This is a genomic window from Rhodococcus opacus, from assembly GCF_012396235.1.
Classification (GTDB): domain Bacteria; phylum Actinomycetota; class Actinomycetes; order Mycobacteriales; family Mycobacteriaceae; genus Rhodococcus_F; species Rhodococcus_F opacus.
Genome location: NZ_JAAXPA010000030.1, coordinates 56,165 through 74,995 on the forward strand (window position 1 = coordinate 56,165; position 18,831 = coordinate 74,995).

The 18,831-nt window shown below is 66.9% G+C and carries 20 protein-coding genes and 4 pseudogenes; 10 read left to right on the forward strand and 14 right to left on the reverse strand.

What is annotated here, in order from left to right:
* Positions 1–115 precede the first annotated feature (115 nt).
* From HGB39_RS30370 to HGB39_RS30390, 5 genes are all read right to left on the reverse strand, one after another.
* Positions 116–256, reverse strand: coding sequence for a hypothetical protein (locus HGB39_RS30370; protein ID WP_155756119.1), 141 nt, complete (start codon positions 254–256; stop codon positions 116–118).
* Positions 253–744 carry a hypothetical protein gene (locus tag HGB39_RS30375; RefSeq protein WP_005562162.1) on the reverse strand — a complete coding sequence of 164 codons (492 nt, stop codon included), beginning with the start codon at positions 742–744 and terminating at the stop codon, positions 253–255. The genes HGB39_RS30370 and HGB39_RS30375 overlap by 4 nt, the downstream gene beginning before the upstream one ends.
* A gap of 32 nt (positions 745–776) precedes the next feature.
* The gene (locus HGB39_RS30380) at positions 777–956 is read right to left on the reverse strand and encodes a hypothetical protein (RefSeq protein WP_005562163.1); all 180 of its coding nucleotides are present in this window, start codon (positions 954–956) and stop codon (positions 777–779) included.
* 2 nt (positions 957–958) lie between these two features.
* Entirely contained in the window at positions 959–1,180 is a 222-nt protein-coding gene (locus HGB39_RS30385) for a hypothetical protein (RefSeq protein ID WP_005562164.1), read from the reverse strand.
* A 647-nt stretch (positions 1,181–1,827) separates the two neighbouring features.
* Positions 1,828–4,182: an arylsulfatase gene (locus tag HGB39_RS30390; protein WP_043787567.1), complete on the reverse strand. Its 2,355-nt coding sequence runs from the start codon at positions 4,180–4,182 to the stop codon at positions 1,828–1,830.
* A gap of 218 nt (positions 4,183–4,400) precedes the next feature.
* On the opposite strand from HGB39_RS30390, the gene HGB39_RS30395 reads away from it, so the two are divergent.
* From HGB39_RS30395 to HGB39_RS30425, 8 genes and pseudogenes are all read left to right on the forward strand, one after another.
* Positions 4,401–5,057 carry a hypothetical protein gene (locus HGB39_RS30395; RefSeq protein ID WP_043787570.1) on the forward strand — a complete coding sequence of 219 codons (657 nt, stop codon included), beginning with the start codon at positions 4,401–4,403 and terminating at the stop codon, positions 5,055–5,057.
* 5 nt (positions 5,058–5,062) lie between these two features.
* Positions 5,063–5,614 carry a potassium channel family protein gene (locus tag HGB39_RS30400; protein WP_005562167.1) on the forward strand — a complete coding sequence of 184 codons (552 nt, stop codon included), beginning with the start codon at positions 5,063–5,065 and terminating at the stop codon, positions 5,612–5,614.
* 79 nt (positions 5,615–5,693) lie between these two features.
* The gene (locus tag HGB39_RS30405; protein ID WP_005562169.1) at positions 5,694–6,107 is read left to right on the forward strand and encodes a DUF1622 domain-containing protein; all 414 of its coding nucleotides are present in this window, start codon (positions 5,694–5,696) and stop codon (positions 6,105–6,107) included.
* Between the two features lie 224 nt (positions 6,108–6,331).
* On the forward strand, positions 6,332–6,589 hold the full coding sequence (locus HGB39_RS39155) for a hypothetical protein (RefSeq protein WP_064080919.1): 258 nt from the start codon (positions 6,332–6,334) through the stop codon (positions 6,587–6,589).
* Complete coding sequence (locus HGB39_RS30410) at positions 6,547–7,509, forward strand: DUF2254 family protein (protein ID WP_247607552.1); 963 nt, start codon at positions 6,547–6,549, stop codon at positions 7,507–7,509. The genes HGB39_RS39155 and HGB39_RS30410 overlap by 43 nt, the downstream gene beginning before the upstream one ends.
* A gap of 63 nt (positions 7,510–7,572) precedes the next feature.
* On the forward strand, positions 7,573–7,932 hold the full coding sequence (locus tag HGB39_RS30415; protein WP_005562172.1) for a hypothetical protein: 360 nt from the start codon (positions 7,573–7,575) through the stop codon (positions 7,930–7,932).
* An 84-nt stretch (positions 7,933–8,016) separates the two neighbouring features.
* Positions 8,017–8,381: pseudogene (locus HGB39_RS30420) on the forward strand (sensor histidine kinase); the annotation flags it as partial.
* Between the two features lie 122 nt (positions 8,382–8,503).
* Positions 8,504–9,734, forward strand: a pseudogene (locus HGB39_RS30425) (integrase catalytic domain-containing protein).
* Here the strand turns inward: HGB39_RS30425 and HGB39_RS30430 are convergent.
* The 7 genes and pseudogenes from HGB39_RS30430 to HGB39_RS30455 all read right to left on the reverse strand — a co-directional run bounded on the left by HGB39_RS30430 (position 9,713) and on the right by HGB39_RS30455 (position 15,043).
* A pseudogene (locus HGB39_RS30430) lies at positions 9,713–10,395 on the reverse strand (response regulator transcription factor). The pseudogenes HGB39_RS30425 and HGB39_RS30430 sit on opposite strands and share 22 nt — an antisense overlap.
* 122 nt (positions 10,396–10,517) lie before the next feature.
* Positions 10,518–10,688 (reverse strand): DUF308 domain-containing protein, encoded by a 171-nt coding sequence (locus HGB39_RS30435; RefSeq protein ID WP_155756102.1) that lies wholly within the window; start codon positions 10,686–10,688, stop codon positions 10,518–10,520.
* A gap of 141 nt (positions 10,689–10,829) precedes the next feature.
* Positions 10,830–11,621: an IS5 family transposase gene (locus tag HGB39_RS30440; RefSeq protein WP_005562177.1), complete on the reverse strand. Its 792-nt coding sequence runs from the start codon at positions 11,619–11,621 to the stop codon at positions 10,830–10,832.
* Between the two features lie 166 nt (positions 11,622–11,787).
* Positions 11,788–11,937, reverse strand: a pseudogene (locus HGB39_RS40355) (protein kinase domain-containing protein); the annotation flags it as partial.
* Between the two features lie 261 nt (positions 11,938–12,198).
* Positions 12,199–13,227: a 4-hydroxy-2-oxovalerate aldolase gene (gene dmpG, locus HGB39_RS30445; protein WP_168442978.1), complete on the reverse strand. Its 1,029-nt coding sequence runs from the start codon at positions 13,225–13,227 to the stop codon at positions 12,199–12,201.
* Entirely contained in the window at positions 13,224–14,207 is a 984-nt protein-coding gene (locus HGB39_RS30450; RefSeq protein WP_043787598.1) for an acetaldehyde dehydrogenase (acetylating), read from the reverse strand. The genes dmpG and HGB39_RS30450 overlap by 4 nt, the downstream gene beginning before the upstream one ends.
* Positions 14,208–14,212: 5 nt before the next feature.
* Positions 14,213–15,043: a 2-keto-4-pentenoate hydratase gene (locus tag HGB39_RS30455; RefSeq protein WP_005562182.1), complete on the reverse strand. Its 831-nt coding sequence runs from the start codon at positions 15,041–15,043 to the stop codon at positions 14,213–14,215.
* A gap of 149 nt (positions 15,044–15,192) precedes the next feature.
* Here HGB39_RS30455 and HGB39_RS30460 point away from each other — a divergent pair, with 149 nt between their 5' ends.
* Together HGB39_RS30460 and HGB39_RS30465 are read left to right on the forward strand one after the other, a co-directional pair.
* Complete coding sequence (locus tag HGB39_RS30460; protein WP_005562184.1) at positions 15,193–15,960, forward strand: IclR family transcriptional regulator; 768 nt, start codon at positions 15,193–15,195, stop codon at positions 15,958–15,960.
* A gap of 59 nt (positions 15,961–16,019) precedes the next feature.
* Positions 16,020–16,763: an IclR family transcriptional regulator gene (locus HGB39_RS30465; RefSeq protein ID WP_005260582.1), complete on the forward strand. Its 744-nt coding sequence runs from the start codon at positions 16,020–16,022 to the stop codon at positions 16,761–16,763.
* Here HGB39_RS30465 and HGB39_RS30470 read toward each other — a convergent pair.
* Both HGB39_RS30470 and HGB39_RS30475 read right to left on the reverse strand, forming a co-directional pair.
* A complete protein-coding gene (locus HGB39_RS30470) occupies positions 16,726–17,970 on the reverse strand; it encodes a multidrug effflux MFS transporter (RefSeq protein WP_005562186.1) in 1,245 nt (414 codons plus the stop codon). The genes HGB39_RS30465 and HGB39_RS30470 overlap by 38 nt on opposite strands.
* Complete coding sequence (locus HGB39_RS30475; RefSeq protein ID WP_196775174.1) at positions 17,967–18,818, reverse strand: alpha/beta fold hydrolase; 852 nt, start codon at positions 18,816–18,818, stop codon at positions 17,967–17,969. The genes HGB39_RS30470 and HGB39_RS30475 overlap by 4 nt, the downstream gene beginning before the upstream one ends.
* Between the last annotated feature and the right edge of the window lie 13 nt (positions 18,819–18,831).

Below are 18,831 nucleotides of genomic sequence, written 5' to 3' on the forward strand. Positions count from 1 at the left end.
AAACCGGGTCGGAGCGCTCATGATGTCCTCGCGTTATGTGAACCAATCCTGCACGGTCTTCTATCTCAGGCCAGTCTGGCCGAGGATTTCCCAAGAATCGGTCTCCTACGGGCCGTCAGATCAGGACCAGCACGGCGATGAGCGCGAGTAACGTCACGACACTCGCCGTGGCTATCGAGCCGAACGCCGCGGGTGCGAAGACCCCGGCCTCGAGCGTGGTGGCGCTCCGTCGTACGTCCCGATGTCCGGTCGTCACAGCGGCACGGTCCCTCGGTCGGCGAGGACACCGCGCAGTGTTCGCAGCCCCCGGTGCTGGTCGAGAAGTACCTCCCCCGGTGTCCGGCTGAGCGATGTCGCAGTGTCTTCGGCGCCGAGTCCGACGATCAACCGCAAGATCAGCACATCCCGCTCGCGCGCACGCAAGACCTCGAGGCCCGCGGGAAGTGGAGCACGGCGGCCGCAGGAGGCAGCGACAGTTCGGGTGATCATCCCACTGGTCATCGTATTCAGAAGGTGCAGGAACGGCTCACCGGCAGCAGGCCGATCGGCGAGCATGTGCAGAACCGACAAGCACGCACCGTCCGCGACCGAATCCGCGACCGCGGGGTCGAGTTCGGCTCGGCAGCGGCGGATGGCCATCGGCCGGATCGCAGCGTGCAATCTGCTCATCGCGTCCCGGTCTCCGCCACGTGAAGCTGCTGCTGCGAGACGGTCGAACGAGTCGAGTCGGAACGAGGGCCTCATGCGGGGCTCCTCATCTCACCTGTATTGCCTTGTCAGAAGCACCAGTTGAGGCTGGCCGATCCCAGCGGCACGCCGAAGCAGATCGTCACCGACCCGGCGGTGGGAGTCGCGGCGGGTAGTGCCTGTGCGGCCGAAGCCGTGGGCGCGGTCAGGGCGCCGAGGGACAGAGTGATGGCAATCGCGGAGAGCGCGGCGGCAATTCGAGTAGACATTTTCAGGGTCCTTGATGTGGTTGATGAATGAAGACAATCGCGCACCGGCACGACACCCGCACCGAGCCCGATTGACGTGATCGGTTTTGCTGGTTCTCCAACTCCTCCCAGTCGGCGAACATCGCCTCGATACGGCTCTTGATTTCGAACGTGCGGAAGAATTCCGGACGAGTACAGAGGAAGTCAGTGCTGCCGCCGCGGACATGATCTGACGCCTCTTGCATGCGTCAACTTTCGACCGACATGGCAGGGGACATCGGGATCGTGAATCCGAGAGCGCGATGCCGATCCCGGTAACTTCGAGCGTCTCATGTGCTGGAGCGACTGTTGTAGAGCACAAGGTCATCAACGGCGCCAGCGGGTACGAAACAACGCTAGCGACACGCGGGAATCCGTCTCTGGCCCTTCACAGTCCTTCCGAGTCCGGACAAGAACCCGGCGATGAGAGCCCCGACAGTCGAGCGCCGACGGGGAATACCCGGAACAGGTGCTCCACGAGGACGAGACCGCCCACACCGAGGCGGCCACGCGGTCGCTGCCGGGCTGATCTTCTCGGCGCCGGGCTGCTGGTGTCCGCCTATGGCACCTTCCGGTACCGAAGCGTCGGCCGCCAGCTCGAGGCCGGGGTCTTCTCGAGGCCGGCGTTCGGCTCGATAGCCACGGCGACGTTACACGCGCTCATCGCAGTCGTGGTGCTGATCTGACGCGGCCGCAGCGACCGACGTCTCGAATCGAGTGTCACGCCGCCGCGGCCGACGATGGGCGGCGACGGACGACGCAAGAACAGTATGCGGACACGGCCGGAGTCCGATCCAGTGGTGCGGCGGCCAGCCGGGCCGGTGCTGATCGATCGACAATCGCGTGATCGCCGTCAGTCGATCATGAACCAGCCCCGGACCTGTGCCTCGTGGTCGACGTAGCGTTCGCCGGAGACGTCGACGACGACCTTGTCGATGGTGCCGCCGGTGAACGGGAACGGTGCGGTGTAGTCGGCGGTGACCGGGGAGGCGCTGTCGCGTCCCACACAGATACCGTCGCCGACGAGGCAGAACACGCCGGGCTGGGTGACGATCTCGCTGCTGGCGACCTGTTGGTCGTCGAGGTAGAGGTCGAGGGTGCCGGCGAATCCGGGCATGGTCGGGTCCTCGTTCTTGCCTTTCACGGTGAATTCGGCGGTGCACACGTGGGCGCCCGGGGTGAGGTCGCGGTCGGCGGCGACGTCCTCGATGCGGGTGCCGAGCCAGTTAAAGGTGTAGCGGAGTCGGTGATCCTTGACGTAGAGGCTGTGTCCGCCGGCGACGCCGCCGTGCGCGTAGAGCACGCCCTCCGCGTCGGGGGTGTCGACGTGGACTCCCGCCGCGATGGTGAAGGAGCGGCCGGTGATGGCGGCACCCGCGCTTTCGGGGACGTCCGCGCAGTTCGGGTAGTAGACGTAGTGGTCGCGGGGCTTGGCGGGGTGCGGGCGGTCCGAGAGGACCTGTTCGAGGGCGTTGCGGTCATCGAGGGGCAGGCCCTTGAAGACGCCGGCGTAGTAGAACCAGAGTTCCTTCATCTCGGCGAGGCGGTCCGGTTCGGTGTCGGCGAGGTTGTGGGACTGGGCTCGGTCCTCGTCGAGGTTGTAAAGCTCCCAGACGTCGTGGTGAAAGTTGCCCCAGCCCGAGATCGGCGGGTGCAGGGCACACGCGAGCCACCCCTCGTGGTACAGGGATCGCTGGCCGAGCATCGCGTAGAACTGCGTCTCCTTCCCCGGGGCGGTGGGGTCGGTCAACGATGCGGCGAAGCTCTCACCCTCGATCGGACTCTGCGTGTAGCCCTTGAGCACCGCGGGCGGGTCGATGTCGAGGAGTTCGTAGATGGTGGGCACGACGTCGACCGCGTGAATGTACTGGTGCAGCGGTTCGGGGCGGGGCGCCAGCTTCGCCGGCCAGGAGATCATGCACATGTCGGCGATGCCGCCCTCGTAGCCGGCCCACCGCTTCCAGTACGGGAACGGGGTGTCGAACGCCCAGGCCCATCCAGTGTTGTAGTGGTTGTACGAGGCGGGACCACCGAGTTCGTCGAGGTGCGGCAGTGTCACCTCGGTGGTGTCGGCGACTCCGTTGAAGAACCGCCATTCGTTGAACGACCCGTTCGGGCCGCCCTCGCCGCTTGCGCCGTTGTCGGAGATCACGACGAGCAGGGTGTTGTCCAGTTCGCCCGAGTCGGCGAGGAAGTCGATCACTCGGCCGAGCTGATCGTCGGCGTAGGAGATGAATCCGGCAAACACCTCGGCCATCCGGATGAACAGGCGCTGTTCGTCGGCGGTGAGCGAGTCCCACGGGCGGACGGTGTCGAGCATCGGCCAGAGCTGACCGTCCGGGCCTGTGGTGTTCGGCTCGCCGTGAGGATTGATCGGCGAGAGCTCGGTGTCCGCCGGTAACAAGCCCAGTTCTTTTTGGCGGGCGAGGATCTCGGCGCGGATGGCCTCGTAGCCCTGGTCGAATTTGCCCTTGTATTTGTCGGCCCATTCGGAGGGGACGTGGTGCGGGGCGTGCCCGGCCTGTGGGGCCAGGTACATGAAGAAAGGTTTGTCGGGGTTGACGGCCTTGGCGTCGCGGATGAACTCGATCGACTTGTCGGACAGGTCCTTTGAGAGGTGGTAGCCGTCCTCGGGGGTTCCGGGTGCCTCGATCGGGTGGTTGTCGTAGACGAGGTCGGGGTACCAGCTGTTGGACTCGCCGCCGAGGAAGCCGTAGAAGCGTTCGAAGCCGCGGCCGAGCGGCCACCGGCTCTTGACCGCCGACATGTTGCATTCCTCGCTCGGGGTCAGATGCCATTTGCCGACGCAGTAGGTGTTCCAGCCGCGTTCGGCCAGTACCTCGGAGATGAATCCGTTCTCGAACGGGATGTGGGTCGAGATGCCGGGGAACCCGGAGCTGAGTTCGGCGACCGTGGCCATCCCGTTGGAGGTGGCGTTGCGGCCGGTCAGCAGCGACGCACGGGTGGGCGAACACAGCGCCGTGGTGTGAAAGTTGGAGTAGCGCACACCCGCGTCGGCGATGCGCCGCATGGTGGGGGTCTCGATGGGACCGCCGAAGACGTCCATGCTGCCGTAGCCCACGTCGTCCCACGCAATGATCAACACGTTCGGGGCGCCCTCGGGGGCCTGGGCGGGCAGGTACGGCGACCAGTCCGCCACCGAGTCTCGAATGTCGACCGCGATCTTGCCCTTAAGGTTGCTGGCCATGGTGGTGCTCCTCCGGTCGACGGCCCGCTTGCGCACTTCTCGGCATGCGGGAACCCCACCTTTCAGCGTGGTCGGTGTGGTGTCAGGGCGTCTTCGCACCACCAGCACAAGCCGCGCGGGACTTATTCGCGCACAGTGCAGCAAAGCGCACCGCGGCCACGGCCGGGGTTCGGTGGCCCGCTGGCTTCCCACACCCGAGTTCGGTCATGATGGAACCCATGGCCCATCCGCGCAGCGAGGCCCAGTTCCACCACCTGCGGACGCCGCGGTCCGCGGCGATCGCGGGCATCATCTTCGGTGCGCTCTTCGCCACCAGCATTGTCCTACTGGTCACGGCGATGCCGACCACGCCGGGGGCGCCGTGGGTGCGCGGCGGTTCGAAGATCACCACCGCCCTGTTCCTCGCCCCGATCGCGGGCATCGCCTTCTTGTGGTTCATCGGGGTGCTCCGCGACCGGTTCGGCGACCTCGAGGACCGCTTCTTCTCGACCGTCTTCCTGGGCAGCGGACTGCTGTTCCTCGCCATGACCTTCGTGTCGATGGCGCTCGCGGGCGCACTGCTCGCCGTCTCCCGCCACTCGTCGGATGTCGTCGAGACCGACATCGTCTTCTTCGGGCGGGAGGTGATGCTGCACATCAACAACGTCTACTCCGTGCGCATGGCCGCGGTGTTCATGATCTCCCTGGCCACGATGTGGCTGCGGACCAGGCTGATGCCGAAGCCGCTGGTGATCGGGACGTATCTGCTCGCCGTGGTGCTCTTGGTGGTCGTCAGCTTCAGCTTCTGGGTGGCGCTGGTCTTCCCGGCGTGGGTGCTGGTAGTCAGTGTGTACATCCTCGCCACCGATCACCGGCAACCAGCTCGTCCGGACTGACACCGGTGGGGACGGCGCGTCGTCTGGCAGACCTGGATCACCGCCGCCGACGGTGGGCCGTCCTGCGTGCCGTCCTGGCGGTTGCGGCGACCTGGGCGCTGCTCGGCGCCGTCTACTACCTGGTGCCGGCGAGGAACTACCTCGAAGAGGGCGCCGGCGCCCGGGTGGTGGTCGGAGGTGCGCTCTTCGCCGGAGTTCTGGTGTGGCAGATCCGCCGGATCCTGCGCGCCCCGCTGCCCCAGCTGCGTGCGATCGAAGCCCTCGGCGCGATCATCGCGCTGTTCCTGCTCCTCTTCGCCACCACCTATCTGGCGCTGTCCCACACCAGTCCGGCCTCGTTCAACCAGCACCTCGACCACACCCGGGCCCTGTACTTCACCATCTCCATCTTCTCGACGGTCGGGTTCGGCGACATCGTCCCCAGAACCGACACCGCCCGCATCCTGGTCAGCGCGCAGATGCTCCTCGACCTGATCCTCCTCGGGGCCGTGGTGAAACTCCTCGTCACCGCCGCCAGGACCGGTCTCGGACGAGCACATCCAGGACCGCCTTGGTAGGTGGGTTTGCACCACATCGGGTCGCGCCCCTGAATCGGAAAAGCCGTCCCAGAAACGAACTCACAGGAAATGGACCGACATGAACACTGTCAGATTCTTCGAGCTGGCGACGGAATCGTTCGAGGTGTTGGGTGTTCTGTCGATGGTTGTCGGGTTCCTCTTCGCGTTCGTCCTCGCGGCGTGGACATGGAGGCGAACCGCTGATGGTGGTCGGGCGTTCACCACCCTGCGTCAATCACTCGGAGGGGCGATCCTGCTCGGTCTGGAGTTACTGGTCGCGGCGGACATCGTCAAGACCGTCACGTCCGCGCCCTCCCTCACGGACGCGGCCGTCCTGGGGGTGATCGTGCTGATCCGGACCGTGCTGAGCCTGTCCATCGAAATCGAGATCGACGGAGTAGCACCTTGGAAGAAGGCATTCGTCACCGGACCCCAGGTCCTCGCGCAGGCCACACGCCAGTCGACGCGACAGGACCCCGACCCGCACGAGTGAGGCCCGAACTGCCCCGAGTCTCGCACCCCCGCACCGACCGTGTGCAGGCATCGAACCCTCATTGCCGACCCTCGACGATCTGTCCTTCGGCGCCGCGGCGAGAGACGGTTCACCACCGCTGCTCTGGCCGACAGCGGGCTCGGAGTGCTTTGGTGGAACAGGAGGGGCACACCGATGCAGAGGCGGCTGGTCAGGTCGGGGTCCCCGCCCTAGGAGGGCAGGTCATGAGCAAAGCCGCCACCGCCGGTGCCTACCGTCATCGACGAATCCTGAACGCCGAACTCGCGGTGCTGTACATCCTCGCCGGGCTGGGTCTGGGACTGACCGTGCCGAGAATTCGGCGTGGACCCGACCTGCCGGCCCAACAGGTGATCGGCGTCCTGACCACGATCGGACTCGGCGTGCTCGCCTGGTCGCCGTCATCTTTTCGCTGGGGATCCTGGTCGGACGGTGGGCGGCCTCGAACTACAGCCCGCGCCTGACCCAATTCCGCGACACCCCGATCTTGCGGCAGACCTTCGCGTTCGCCCTCGGTGTGACCGTCTTCTGCATCTCGGCGGCCTTCACCATCGGCCCCCGCGCCCGGGTATCGATGGCCGTCCTGATTACCGCCATCGTCTTGCTGGTTCTGATGGCGGGCCTGCTCCGGACACTCCAAGTGACAGTGGCAACCTCCATTCAACTCTCGCCCGTCCTGAGTTCCATCGCCGCCCGCGGCCGCAACCTCCTCGACGCCGCGTACCCGGACGACGCCGGCACCACGGCGTCACCCGCGGCGCCCCTGCCCGCGCCTTGCACGACGGTTACCTGGCCGAATCCCACGACCGTGCTGCAAAGAATCCAGGTCGACCGCCTCGTCTGCGCCGCGCAGGCCGCGAATGCGGTCATCGTCCTGCGCGCAGCCCCTGGCATCACCCTGCAGTGCGGCGTGCCCGTGGCCGACATCCACGGACAGCTCCCCGCCTCGGTAGTCCTCGGCGGGCTGGTCGTCGGCAGCGAGCGGACGTTCGAACAAGACCCGCTGTTCGCCTTCCGGCTGCTGACCGACATCGCGCTACGCGCCCTGCGGCCCAATGACCCGGCAACCACCGTCCAGGCCCTGGACTACATCGAGGACCTGCTCGGCCGGGCCGCCGCAGCACCGACCGAACCCCGCCGCGTCACCGACCAGCACCAGGTACTTCGGCTAGTGATCGCACGACCGAGCTGGGAGGAGTTTGTCCGGACCAGCCTCGACGATCTCATCCCCGCCGCGGCGACCACACCGAGTGTCCTGATCCGCCTCCAGCTACTGCTCGAACGCGTGCAGCATCGGGCCCACCCGGACCACCATGAGGTGCTCACCGCGCGGCTGACCCGGGTGAACGACCACCTCACCAAACTCCTTCCACCTCTCGCGTGAACAGCCTGGGACAGAACGAACCCTGGGCGGCACATCCAGTTAGCGACACGAAGCGAGGACATCATGACCGCAACCCGAGCCCGGCTGATTCGGTTCCTCGGCGTCACCCGGGCGACAGTGGGCGTGGCAGCCCTGGTGCGGCCCCGGCTGGTGTATCGCTGTCTCGGGGTCAATGCCGGCGCCGACGGCGACACCGTGGCACGGCTGTTCGCCATCCGCGAGGTCGCAGTGGCCGCTGCGGCCCTGCAACCGGACCCCACCGGACGCCGGCTCGGATTGGCCGTGGGGGTGATAGTCGACTCGGTGGATGCGGTATCGGTAGCAATGGGCAGTCGGAAAGGCGTCAGCGCCACGGGTGCGGTACTCGTGGGAGGCGCGGCGGCTCTCTATACGGTCGCCGGCGCCTACGCGCTCATCAGCTGAGGACGTACGCGGTTCCGTGCACCCGACTCATCGAGGGAACCGACGAGATCGCCGCAGCGACATCACATATCTCGTACCGTCCGGGCCGGGGATCCGCAGCAGCTGGCCCAACTGGTCCGCAACCTCGTCGACAACGCCGCCCACCACGCCCACACCCGAATTTCCCTTGCGTGCCGCAGGTGCGAGGGAACGCCGTCATCGAGGTGGCCGACGACGGACCGGGCATCGCCCCGGTGGACCGGGCGCGGATCTTCGAGCGATTCGTGCGCCTCGACACTCCCCGAACCCGCGAATCCGGTGGTTCCGGACTCGGTCTCGCCATCGCCGCCGAGATCGTCGCCGCACACCACGGGTCGATCGACATCCTCGACCGGGAGGGTGGGGGTGCGCAGTTCGTGGTCACGCTCCCGCTCGGCGACGACCCCTATATCTCCGAGGGCATCGAGTAACCCACGCCGCGCGTTGACTCACGAAAAATGCGCGCGTAACCCTATTCGTTGCCTCATCGAGGAATGCGCGCGTACGGCGCGCCTACCCGGCCCGAGGATGGGTTGTCGGATAGGCCCGGACGATGGGACTGACGATGAGTCAACGCAAGGCTGTGACGAAGACGGTCGCGACGAGGTACCGGCGGGCCGACAAGTCCGGGAAGGGCCGGATCCTCGACGAGCTGTGCGCCACGACCGGGTGGCATCGCAATCATGCCCGTAAGGCACTCGCCCAGGCGTGCACACCGCGGATCGTCAGGCCCCGCGTCCCGCGGCCGCCAAAGTACGGGCCGAAAGTGGTGGCGGCGCTGATCTTCTGCTGGGCGGTGCTGGGTATGCCCGCCGGGAAGCGGCTGGCCCCGATCCTGCCCGAGCTGGTGGGAGTTCTGCGCCGCTTCGATGAACTCGACATCGACGACGGCACCGCCGCGTTGCTGGTGTCGATGTCGGCGGCCACCATCGACAGGCGCCTGGCCCCCGAACGGAAGAAGCACGAGCTGAGGGGCCGCAGCCACACCAAGCCGGGGTCGCTGCTCGAGTCGCAGATCCCGATCCGCACCTGGGCGGACTGGGACGACGCGAAACCGGGGTTCGTCGAGGTCGACCTGGTCGGCCACGACTGCGGCAACGCTGCAGGTGAGCACGCCTACACGCTGACGGTGACCGACATCGCCACCGGGTGGACCGAGAACCGCAGCGTGCGCAACAAGGCCCGCAAATGGGTGATCGCCGCGCTGGACGAGATCGCGAAGATCATGCCGTTCCCGATACTCGGCGTGGACAGCGACAACGGTTCGGAGTTCATCAATCATCACCTGCTGGCGTGGTGCGAGAAGCGCAAGATCACCTTCACTCGGTCGCGGCCCGGCAACTCCAACGACGGCTGCCACGTGGAGCAGAAGAACTGGGCGATCGTGCGCACCGTCGTCGGCTACCACCGCTACGACTCCGAAGCAGAACTGTTGCTGCGGGGCAAGATCTGGGTGCTGCAGTCGCAGCTGGCGAACTACTTCTGCCCGCAACAGAAACTCGTCTCGAAGGGTCCGCAACGGCGCGAAGGTCGCCAAGAAGTACGACACGGCGACCACCCCACACCGTCGCGCCGAACACCACAAAGCGGTCGGGAAACACGACAAGGAGATCCTTGCCGACACCTACACCGGCATCAACCCTGCCGCCGGCCAACGGCAGATCCAGGCGCTGACCACGGAGCTGCTGACGCTCACCACCAGCAAGGCTGGGCCGGCCAAACGCCGCCCCTCCACGCGCGCACTCTCGAATGAGTCAACGAATCAGACTTCGCGCGCATCTTGACATGAGGCAATAGGCGCCCGGACGGTGTCGATGCTCGTCGTACCGATTGGGCGTCGATCTTGCGCCGAAGATACCCGATGTAGACCTCCACGATGTTGTCGTCGCCCTCGTAATTGACACCCCAAACAGATTGCAGAATATCGTGTTTGGTGACGACCGCACCGGCGTGGCGCATCAGGTATTCGAGCACGCTGTACTCGCGGGGCGTGAGCTGGAGGCGGGTCTCCCCGCGGGTGACCCGCCGCATCGCCGGATCCAACGAGAGTCCCCCAGCGCGCAGGACCGGCGGCCGCGGCGGAGCCCCGCGCCGCACCAGCGCCCGCAACCGGGCCACCAGCACCACGAACGAGAACGGTTTGACCAGATAGTCGTCGGCACCGAGGTCGAACGCATCGGCGAGGTCGTATTCGCCGTCCTTGCCGGAGAGCATCAGCACCGGCGTCCACACCCGCTGCTGACGCATCTCCCGCACCACGTCGTACCCGTGTTTGCCGGGCAACATGATGTCGAGGACCACCACATCGAAGCCGCCCTCTGTCGCGGCCGCCAACCCGGCGATGCCATCGTGTTCGACCTGCACGGTACACCCATCGGCCGTCAGGCCGCGGCGCACCGTCTCGGCCAGTCGCGTTTCGTCCTCGACCAGCAACACCCGCTCCACAACCTCCTCCACACCATCCCCGACACCAAAAGGCCAACGGTACGACCATCCACTGCCGACCACGCCGTCCACTTCACCGAGGCGGCCGACCTGAGGACGAGCGCCCGGGCAGTGGTGTCTGGTCAGCTCCGGATCCGCACCGCTCCGACGATCAGCACGACGCCGACCACGACGGCGTACCACGCGATGACCGGCACGATGCCCACGATGCCGGCGCCCGGGGCGAGCAGCAGCAGAACCCCGCACAGGGCCGCGAGGAGGCTGGCCGCCAGCATCCATCTACGCGCCGGCACCGAGCCGACTTAGGCGTCGTCGCCCAGATACAGGCGGTCGTAATACTTCGTCAGTGCCTCGATCGCCGCGACGTCTGAGAGAGTGTTTGAGAACCCGCGATGGGCGGGCGTGCGCCTCGCTGAGAATGTGATTGAGAACGGTCAGGTTCGGGCGAGTCGCCTGGTCATAGTCGCGATGGTGGCGACGAGAACCATCGCTTCGTGGTGTTCAGGCTTGGCTTCGTAGTCGCGGACACAGCGGCGATATTTAAGGAGCCAACCGAAGGTCCGTTCTACCACCCAAACTCGGGGCCGGACGTGGAATCCGGTATTACTGGGCTTGCGTTTGATGATGTCGACCCGTAGAGCCAGAACACTTTTCGCCCAGCCGAGCAGGCGTCCCGGGTAGCCGCCGTCGGCCCACACCAGCCGGATCGTGGAGAACGTGCCGCGCAGTATGGCGAGCAGCCGGTGCCCGGCGTCACGGTCCTGAATCGAGGCCGCGGTCACCACGACTCCCAACAACAGCCCGGTCACGTCCACCGCGATGTGGCGTTTCACACCGGTCGTTCGTTTCGCGCCGTCCCATTCGGTACCGGATCGGGGCACCGTGTCGGCGACCGGGACAGTCTGCGAATCGATGATCGCCGCGGTCGGACAGCGATCCCTTCCGGCTCGCACCCGCAACCGGTCGCGCAGGGTGTCGAGGATGCGATGCCAGACCCCGCCACGGATCCAACGCAAGAAGGTCGCGTACACCGTCCCGACCGGCGGAAACTCCACCGGCAGTTGCCGCCACGCGATCCCACCGCGGACCAGGTACAGGATGGCGTCCAATATGATTCGGCGGCAATGCTTCTCAGGTCTGCCGCCGCGACCCGCGGTGTTGCCCGGCGCCGGCAGCAACGGTTGCAGGATCACCCACTGTGCATCGGTGACCGACGACGGGTACATCGCGCAACGGTGCCCGCCCGCCGCGTGGGGCGGACACGACGGGCACGGTGAGATGGCCGATGATGGCATGGAAGTGGGCTCCTCGATTCGGCTGCGGGCGTCGACCCCACCAACTCAACCAGGAGCCCACTTCCACGCACCGACCACCGCAGACACACGCCGTCGACGAGTTCTCAATCACGCTCTGAGTGCAGCGGTAAACCACACCGAAACCGCCACGGCCGATCTCCTGAACATCAGCGAAGCCAACTCCACCGAGTTCGGCGGCCGGGGACGGCGGGTACCGCTGAGTGACGAGCGGATCACCTTCACCCATCGGACGGTCTACTCACTCCGTCGGCTCATCGATCCCGCGCACTGGTCCCGACGGCACGAGCAGCGCGGATACCACCGTGGACACACCTCTCGATGGCGTGCTCACAAGGATCACGCGGGTATCGCGCCTCGACGGAACGCTGAGTACCAAGATCCAGGCTGCTCGTGTCCAGCGGCTTGCACGGACTGTCTGGCCGATGCCGGGCAAACTGGGACCGTCTCGAAGCGGCGGAGGGCCGATTTATCTCCGCCGCAACCGGACTCAGCTCCCCGCGGTCTCGGGGTTCGTGGCGATCAGGTCGAGGGCGATGTCGACGATGAGGTCTTCCTGTCCGCCGACGAGGCCGCGGCGGCCGACCTCGAGGAGGATGGCGCGCACGTCGATGCCGTACCGCTGGGATGCGGCTTCGGCGTGCCGGAGGAAGGACGAGTACACGCCGGCGTAGCCGAGGGTGAGTGTTTCCCTATCGACGCGCACGGGCCGGTCCTGGAGCGGCCGGACGAGGTCGTCGGCGGCGTCCTGGAGGGCGAACAGGTCGCTGTTGTGCTTCCAGCCCTGCAGGTCCGCGACCGCGATGAACGGTTCGATCGGGCAGTTGCCGGCGCCGGCGCCGTGCCCGGCCAGCGAGGCGTCGACCCGGGTGACACCCTCTTCGACGGCGACGACGGAATTGGCGACCGACAGCGACAGGTTCTCGTGCGCGTGGATGCCGATCTCGGTGGCCTCGTCGAGCACGTCCCGGTAGGCGCGGACCCGGTCGCGGACGCCGTCCATGGTCAACCGGCCGCCGGAGTCAGTGACGTAGACGCAGTGCGCGCCGTAGGACTCCATGAGCTTGGCCTGGGCGGCGAGCTCGGGTGCGGTGGTCATGTGGCTCATCATGAGGAAGCCGGAGACGTCCATGCCGAGTTCCCGGGCTTTGCCGATGTGCTGGGCGGCGACGTCCGCTTCGGTGCAATGAGTCGCCACGCGGACGGACCGCACGCCCAGTCGGTAGGCGTGTTCGAGTTCGGCGATGGTGCCGATGCCGGGCAGCAGCAGGGTGGTCAGCCGGGCGTGGGTGAGGTTGGCGGCGGCGGCTTCGATCCATTCCCAGTCGGTGTTGCTGCCGGGGCCGTAGTTCAGCGAGCCGCCGGCGAGTCCGTCGCCGTGGGCGACCTCGATGCCGTCGACACCGGCGGCGTCGAGCGCGGCCACGATCTTGCCGACGTCGTCGGGGGTGATGCGGTGGCGGACGGCATGCATGCCGTCGCGGAGGGTGACGTCTTGGATGAACAGCCTGGTGGTCATCGGGTGGCTCCCTGGGTTGCCGTCGGGGCGGCGATCGTGTCGGCGACGGACTCGGCGTAGCGCACCGCGGCCGAGGTCATGATGTCGAGGTTTCCGGCGTAGGCGGGCAGGTAGTGGGCGGCGCCTTCGACTTCGAGGAACACCGCCACCTGGTGGGTGGGGGCGGCCGTGTCCCCGGACGCGAGCAGGGTGTGGACGGGTTGGCCGTCCGGGACCGGGGTGATCTGGACCTGTTGCTTGAGTCGGTAGCCGGGCACGTAGGTCGCGACGTGCTCGACCATTGTCTGGATCGAGTCGCGGACCGCGTCGTGGGTGGCCGGGTCGGGGGCGGAGATCAGGCACAGGACGGTATCGCGCATGATCAGCGGCGGCTCGGCCGGGTTGAGAATGATGATGGCCTTGCCGCGGCGGGCGCCGCCGACGGTTTCGATGGCGTGGGAGGTGGTTTCGGTGAACTCGTCGATGTTCGCCCGGGTGCCCGGTCCGGCGGACTTCGACGCGATGGAGGCGACGATTTCGGCGTAGGCGACCGGTGTCACGCGGGAGACGGCGGCGACGATCGGGATGGTGGCCTGACCGCCGCAGGTGACCATGTTGACGTTGGCGGCGTCCCGGTGTTCGTCGAGGTTGACCGCCGGCACCACGAAGGGGCCGAGGGCGGCCGGGGTGAGGTCGATCAGCCGTTTGCCGAGCGGTTCGAGCAGGGCGGCGTTGGCGGCGTGTGCCTTGGCGGAGGTGGCGTCGAAGATCACGTCGATGTCGTCGAAGTTCGGCAGCCGAAGGAGGCCTTGGACGCCGTCGGCGGTGGTGGGGACGCCGAGTCGTCGGGCGCGGGCGAGCCCGTCGGAGTCGGGGTCGATGCCGACCATCGCGCCCATCTGCAGGACGTCGGAGTGGCGGATCACCTTGATCATCAGGTCGGTGCCGATGTTGCCGGATCCGATCACCGCGACGGTGACCTTACGGGTGTTCTCGCTCATGGTGTTCACTCCTGGGTGAAGGTTGCGGTGACCGATCCGAGACCGGTGATGTCGGCGCGGACGGTGCCGGGGGTGTCGATGACGGCCATCGGTCCGAGGGCGCCGGACAAGATCACCTGGCCGGCCAGCAGTGGTTGGCCGAACTCGCGTGCGGTGCGCGCGAGCCAGGCCAGCGCCCGCAACGGGTCACCGAGGCAGGCGGCGCCGGTTCCGGTCGACACCTCGGTGTCGTCAACGAACATCTGCATCTGGGCGGCGACCGGGTCGAAGGAGTCGAGGGTGCGCCGGTCGGCGCCGAGGACGAACAGCCCGCTCGACCCGTTGTCGGCGACGGTGTCGCCGAAGGTGATGTCCCACACGGCGATTCGGCTGTCGACGATCTCGAGGGCGGCCACCGCGTAGTCGACGGCGGCGCGGATCTGGGCGTCGTCGAGCGGCCCGTCCACCAGATCGTGGTCGAGGACGAACGCGATCTCCGCCTCCACCTTCGGCTGCAGCAGACGCGACAGCGGGATCGGGCCGGCCTCCTGGCAGTGCATGTCGTCGAACAGCACCCCGAAGTCCGGTTGGTCGACGCCGAGCTGCTGCTGGACCGCCGGGGAGGTCAGGCCGATCTTGCGGCCGACGACGCTCGCTCCGGCGGCGATTCGGTCGGCGACGATCCGTTCCTGGACGGCGTACGCGGCCGCGGCGTCGTCGGTACCGATCAGGTCGCGGACCGGGGTGCACGGCGTGGAAGTTGCGGCGGCGGTGCTCAACCGCTCGGCGGCGGCGGCGATAGCGTCGGCGGTGGCTCGCGCCGTGGGGGGCAGGCTGGTGCCCGGGGGTGTGCTCATCTGACGTCCCGATGTGATCGTGGGGAATGGACTGTGGTTCCACTGTCGCCGCGGGGTGATGGTCCGCCAAGCATTGTGTTCCACTGAGCCGAACACACGCCGTATCGTGGACGAAAGCCGCCGGTGGTAGCGGAAGGGAGGAACCGCCAGTGTCCGATCAGGAGTTCGACCGCACGACGGTGCTGGGCAAGGTGATGATGGTGCTGCATGCGTTCACCATCGACGACTCGACCCTGTCGCTGGCCGAACTGGTCCGGCGGACGTCCATCCCGAAAGGCACGCTGCACCGGGTGCTCTCCGACATGGTGGCGGTGCGGATGCTGGACCGCACCGATGCCGGTTACCGGCTCGGCGGCTCGTTATTCGAGCTGGGCATGCGGGCGTCGGTCGAGCGCAGCCTGCTCGAGGTGGCGATCCCGTTCATGGAGGACCTCTATGTCCGCACCCACGAGACGGTGCACCTTGGGGTCCTCGACGGGACGGAGGTTGTGTACCTGTCGAAGATCGGCGGTCATCGGCAGGCGAGCGCACCATCGAGGATCGGGGGCCGGATGCCGGTGCACTGCACCGCAATCGGCAAGGTGCTGCTCGCCCACGCCGACAGCGCCCTCCGAGAACAGGTGCTCTCCGCTCCGCTGGCCCGCTACACCCCGCGGACCATCATCCTGCCCGGCCCGCTGCGCACCCAGCTCGACCGCGTCGCCGCCGAGGGCATGGCCTACGAATACGAGGAATCCGCCACCGGAATCGTGTGCGTGGCAGCACCGGTCCGCGAGAGCGAGAACGTGGTCGCCGCGATCAGCGTGACCGGCCCGTCCCATCGCTTTCGGCCCGACAACCACACCAGTCCGGTCCGCGCCGCCGCGGAAGAAATCGGAGCCACACTAGCGCGGCGATCTCATCTGCTACGGAATTGAAGACCGGGGTATGCTCGACGGGCTGGTCCGCTGAGTGGACCGCCTGTCGGAGGATCCATATGAACGCGTCGTTGCTGGGAAAAGTGCGACTGCTACTCGACAGCTTCGATGCAGATTCCGGAGCGCTGTCGTTGACCGAGCTCTCACGTCGGAGCGGGGTAGCGAAGGCGACGGTGTACCGCCTTGCCGGGGAGATGGTCCAGATCGGGTTCTTGGAGCGGGTTGGAACCGACTACCGGTTGGGACTGCGCCTCTTCGAACTGGGCCAGCTGGTCCCGACACAACGCATCATCCGGGATGCCGCGGTTCCGTTCATGCAGGACCTGCACTCTCTCACCCTCGAGACGGTGCACTTGGCGATTCGGGACGGCCTCGACGTCATGTTCGTGGAAAAGATCTCCGGTCACCGCAGCGCCCGGCTCCCCTCGCGGATCGCAGGCCGATTCCCGATCGAGGCCACGGCGACCGGCAAGGCGATCCTCGCGTACTCGCCGTCGAGCATGTTCGACGAGGTCGTCGCTCGTGGGTTCGCTCCCCTGACGACTCGGACCGTTGCCTCGGCTCTCCGTCTTCGTCGGCAACTCGATCGGGTCCGTACAGAGGGTTTCGCGTTGGAGGTCGAGGAGGTCGGACTCGGTATGACCAGTATCGCGGTACCCGTGTTCGCCGGTTCGATGGTGGTCGGTGCGGTAAGCGTGACCACCACGACGTCGCGGATGAATGTCGGCCGGGTGGCGAAGCCGTTGACGGCCGCGGGATCGAACATCAGTCGTGCCCTCCGTGGCGTCGCGCGTTCGGCCTGACACCGAACCCGAGCGAGAGAACGGCAAGGACAGCGCACCCGGTCATCGTGACGGCCACGGCGAGCGCGGTGTTCCCTAGGGCGCCGACGACCGGGGCCACCACGGCGGCCGTACCGAACTGCGCGAACCCGACGATTGCCGCCGCGGTCCCGGCCGCGTCGCCGTGCCGGGTCAATGCCAGAGCCGGCGCATTCGGCATGACGAATCCGGTGGCACACAGTAAGGCAAGCACCGGCACCGCGAAGCCGGCGAATCCCACAGTGCCATGAAGAGCCACGGCGACGAACATGACTCCGACGACGACGCTGACGGCGAGCGCGACGATACAGATCCGGACGGGAGACCAGCGGTCCAGCAGCCGCACGTTGAGTTGGGCCGCCCCGATCAGGACGACGCCGCCGGCCGCGAACGCCATTCCGTACACGGTCGGATCCAGTTCGAACTCCCTCTGCATGACAAACGAGGATCCGGCGATATACGCCCACAGGACCGCACGGCCCAGTCCACACACGAGGGCGAGCGTCATGAAGCGGCCGTCGCGAACGAGCCGGGTGTAGGTCCGGAGTGCAGGGGCAAGTCCGCGTCGGCTCCGGTGCGAGGGCGGCAGCGTTTCGGGTAATGCGACGGCACCGATCAGCATCAACAGAGCCGCGAGCACCGCCAGCACGAGGAACACACCGTGCCACGACATGGTGGTCATGAGGATTCCGCCGATGCTCGGCACCAGGATCGGGGCCACACCCATGACCAGCATCAGATGGGAGAACATGACAGCAGCGGCGCGGCCCGAGAAAAGGTCCCGGACAACGGCGGTCGCGATGACCGCCGTCGCCGCGGCGCCCACCCCCTGAACAGTCCGGAACGCACCGAGCACCGTGATGGTCGGCGCGAAATAGCACGCCACGGACGCGACGACATGGACTGCCGTGCCCAGCAGGAGTGGGCGACGCCGACCGTAGCGGTCGGAGACCGGGCCGATCACCAGCTGTCCGAGAGCGAGACCGATCAGCGTCCCGGTCAGTGTCAGTTGCACCGTCGACTCCGAGGTCTCGAAGTCGACGGCGATGGCTGGTAGTGCCGGTAGATACATGTCCACGGTGAACGGGCCCAGTGCGGTGAGCACACCGAGGACGAGGACGAGCTGGATGCGTTTCGTCCCGACGGGTGGTGCGGGGATCAGCTCCGAGCAAGTGCTGCTCGTGGTCACGGGTGTCGCTGTTCGAGGAATCCCGTAACGAGCGAGTAGTAGTCGTGCGGACGTTCCTCCTGCAGGTGGTGGGACGCGCGGTCCATTATGTAGAGGTGGCCGTGCTTGATCATTCGGGCCAGCATCAGCGGATAGTCCGGCGTGAGGAAGGCGTCGTGCATTCCCCACGCGAACAGAACCGGCGCTTCGATCATCCCGAGTTCGGTCGTCAGATCCTGCCAGTCCCCACGCGGATTGTCCGACGCCGCGGCCAGCGCCATCTCGTCGGGATCGAGACTTTGCCGGTACCGCATCTCGAGCGTGTCGTCCGGCAGCTGGTCTCCGTCGAACCATTCGAGGCGAGTGATGAGTTGCCGCATCTTCTCGCGGGTGGGACCGTCGCCGCCGTAGTACACGTCCCGGGCGTTGCGGCCGCGCCGGCCGTCCTCCGGCAACGGGGCGAGCGGTCCGTAGAAGACCGGCATACTTCCGGTGATCACCAGAGCCCGCACCCGCTCCGGGTATTTCGCCGCGAGATTCAGGGCGATCGTCCCGCCCCATGAATTGCAGACGAAGTCAGCTCGGGCGATGCCGAGCTCGTCGAGAAGGGCGACGATCTTGGCGGCGTGAAAATCCCACATCGGTCCGCTGATGGTGCACTTGTCCGACTTGCCGTATTGGAGGATGTCGACGAGCACGGCTCGACGATCGTCGGCGAAGAGTGGTGCGACGGGGCCGAAATCTGACCACGCCGTGCAGCCGGGGCCGCCGCCGTGCAGGAAGATCGTCGGAGACCCCTCGCCCATGTCGTGGTAATGGAATTTCACGCCCGCGGCCGTGGCGTACAGACTGTTCGGTGGATGTGCCATGACCACACCTGAC

Excerpts from the sequence above, each read along its gene's own strand:
- HGB39_RS30405 (WP_005562169.1), top strand. The coding sequence starts at position 5,694 with ATGAACACTGTCAGATTCTTCGAGCTGGCGACGGAATCGTTCGAGGTG.
- HGB39_RS30380 (WP_005562163.1), bottom strand. The coding sequence starts at position 956 with ATGTCTACTCGAATTGCCGCCGCGCTCTCCGCGATTGCCATCACTCTG.
- HGB39_RS30440 (WP_005562177.1), bottom strand. The coding sequence starts at position 11,621 with ATGTACCCGTCGTCGGTCACCGATGCACAGTGGGTGATCCTGCAACCG.
- HGB39_RS30465 (WP_005260582.1), top strand. The coding sequence starts at position 16,020 with ATGAACGCGTCGTTGCTGGGAAAAGTGCGACTGCTACTCGACAGCTTC.
- HGB39_RS30450 (WP_043787598.1), bottom strand. The coding sequence starts at position 14,207 with ATGAGCGAGAACACCCGTAAGGTCACCGTCGCGGTGATCGGATCCGGC.
- dmpG (WP_168442978.1), bottom strand. The coding sequence starts at position 13,227 with ATGACCACCAGGCTGTTCATCCAAGACGTCACCCTCCGCGACGGCATG.
- HGB39_RS30455 (WP_005562182.1), bottom strand. The coding sequence starts at position 15,043 with ATGAGCACACCCCCGGGCACCAGCCTGCCCCCCACGGCGCGAGCCACC.
- HGB39_RS30385 (WP_005562164.1), bottom strand. The coding sequence starts at position 1,180 with ATGCAAGAGGCGTCAGATCATGTCCGCGGCGGCAGCACTGACTTCCTC.
- HGB39_RS30415 (WP_005562172.1), top strand. The coding sequence starts at position 7,573 with ATGACCGCAACCCGAGCCCGGCTGATTCGGTTCCTCGGCGTCACCCGG.
- HGB39_RS39155 (WP_064080919.1), top strand. The coding sequence starts at position 6,332 with ATGAGCAAAGCCGCCACCGCCGGTGCCTACCGTCATCGACGAATCCTG.
- HGB39_RS30395 (WP_043787570.1), top strand. The coding sequence starts at position 4,401 with ATGGCCCATCCGCGCAGCGAGGCCCAGTTCCACCACCTGCGGACGCCG.
- HGB39_RS30475 (WP_196775174.1), bottom strand. The coding sequence starts at position 18,818 with ATGGCACATCCACCGAACAGTCTGTACGCCACGGCCGCGGGCGTGAAA.
- HGB39_RS30390 (WP_043787567.1), bottom strand. The coding sequence starts at position 4,182 with ATGGCCAGCAACCTTAAGGGCAAGATCGCGGTCGACATTCGAGACTCG.
- HGB39_RS30375 (WP_005562162.1), bottom strand. The coding sequence starts at position 744 with ATGAGGCCCTCGTTCCGACTCGACTCGTTCGACCGTCTCGCAGCAGCA.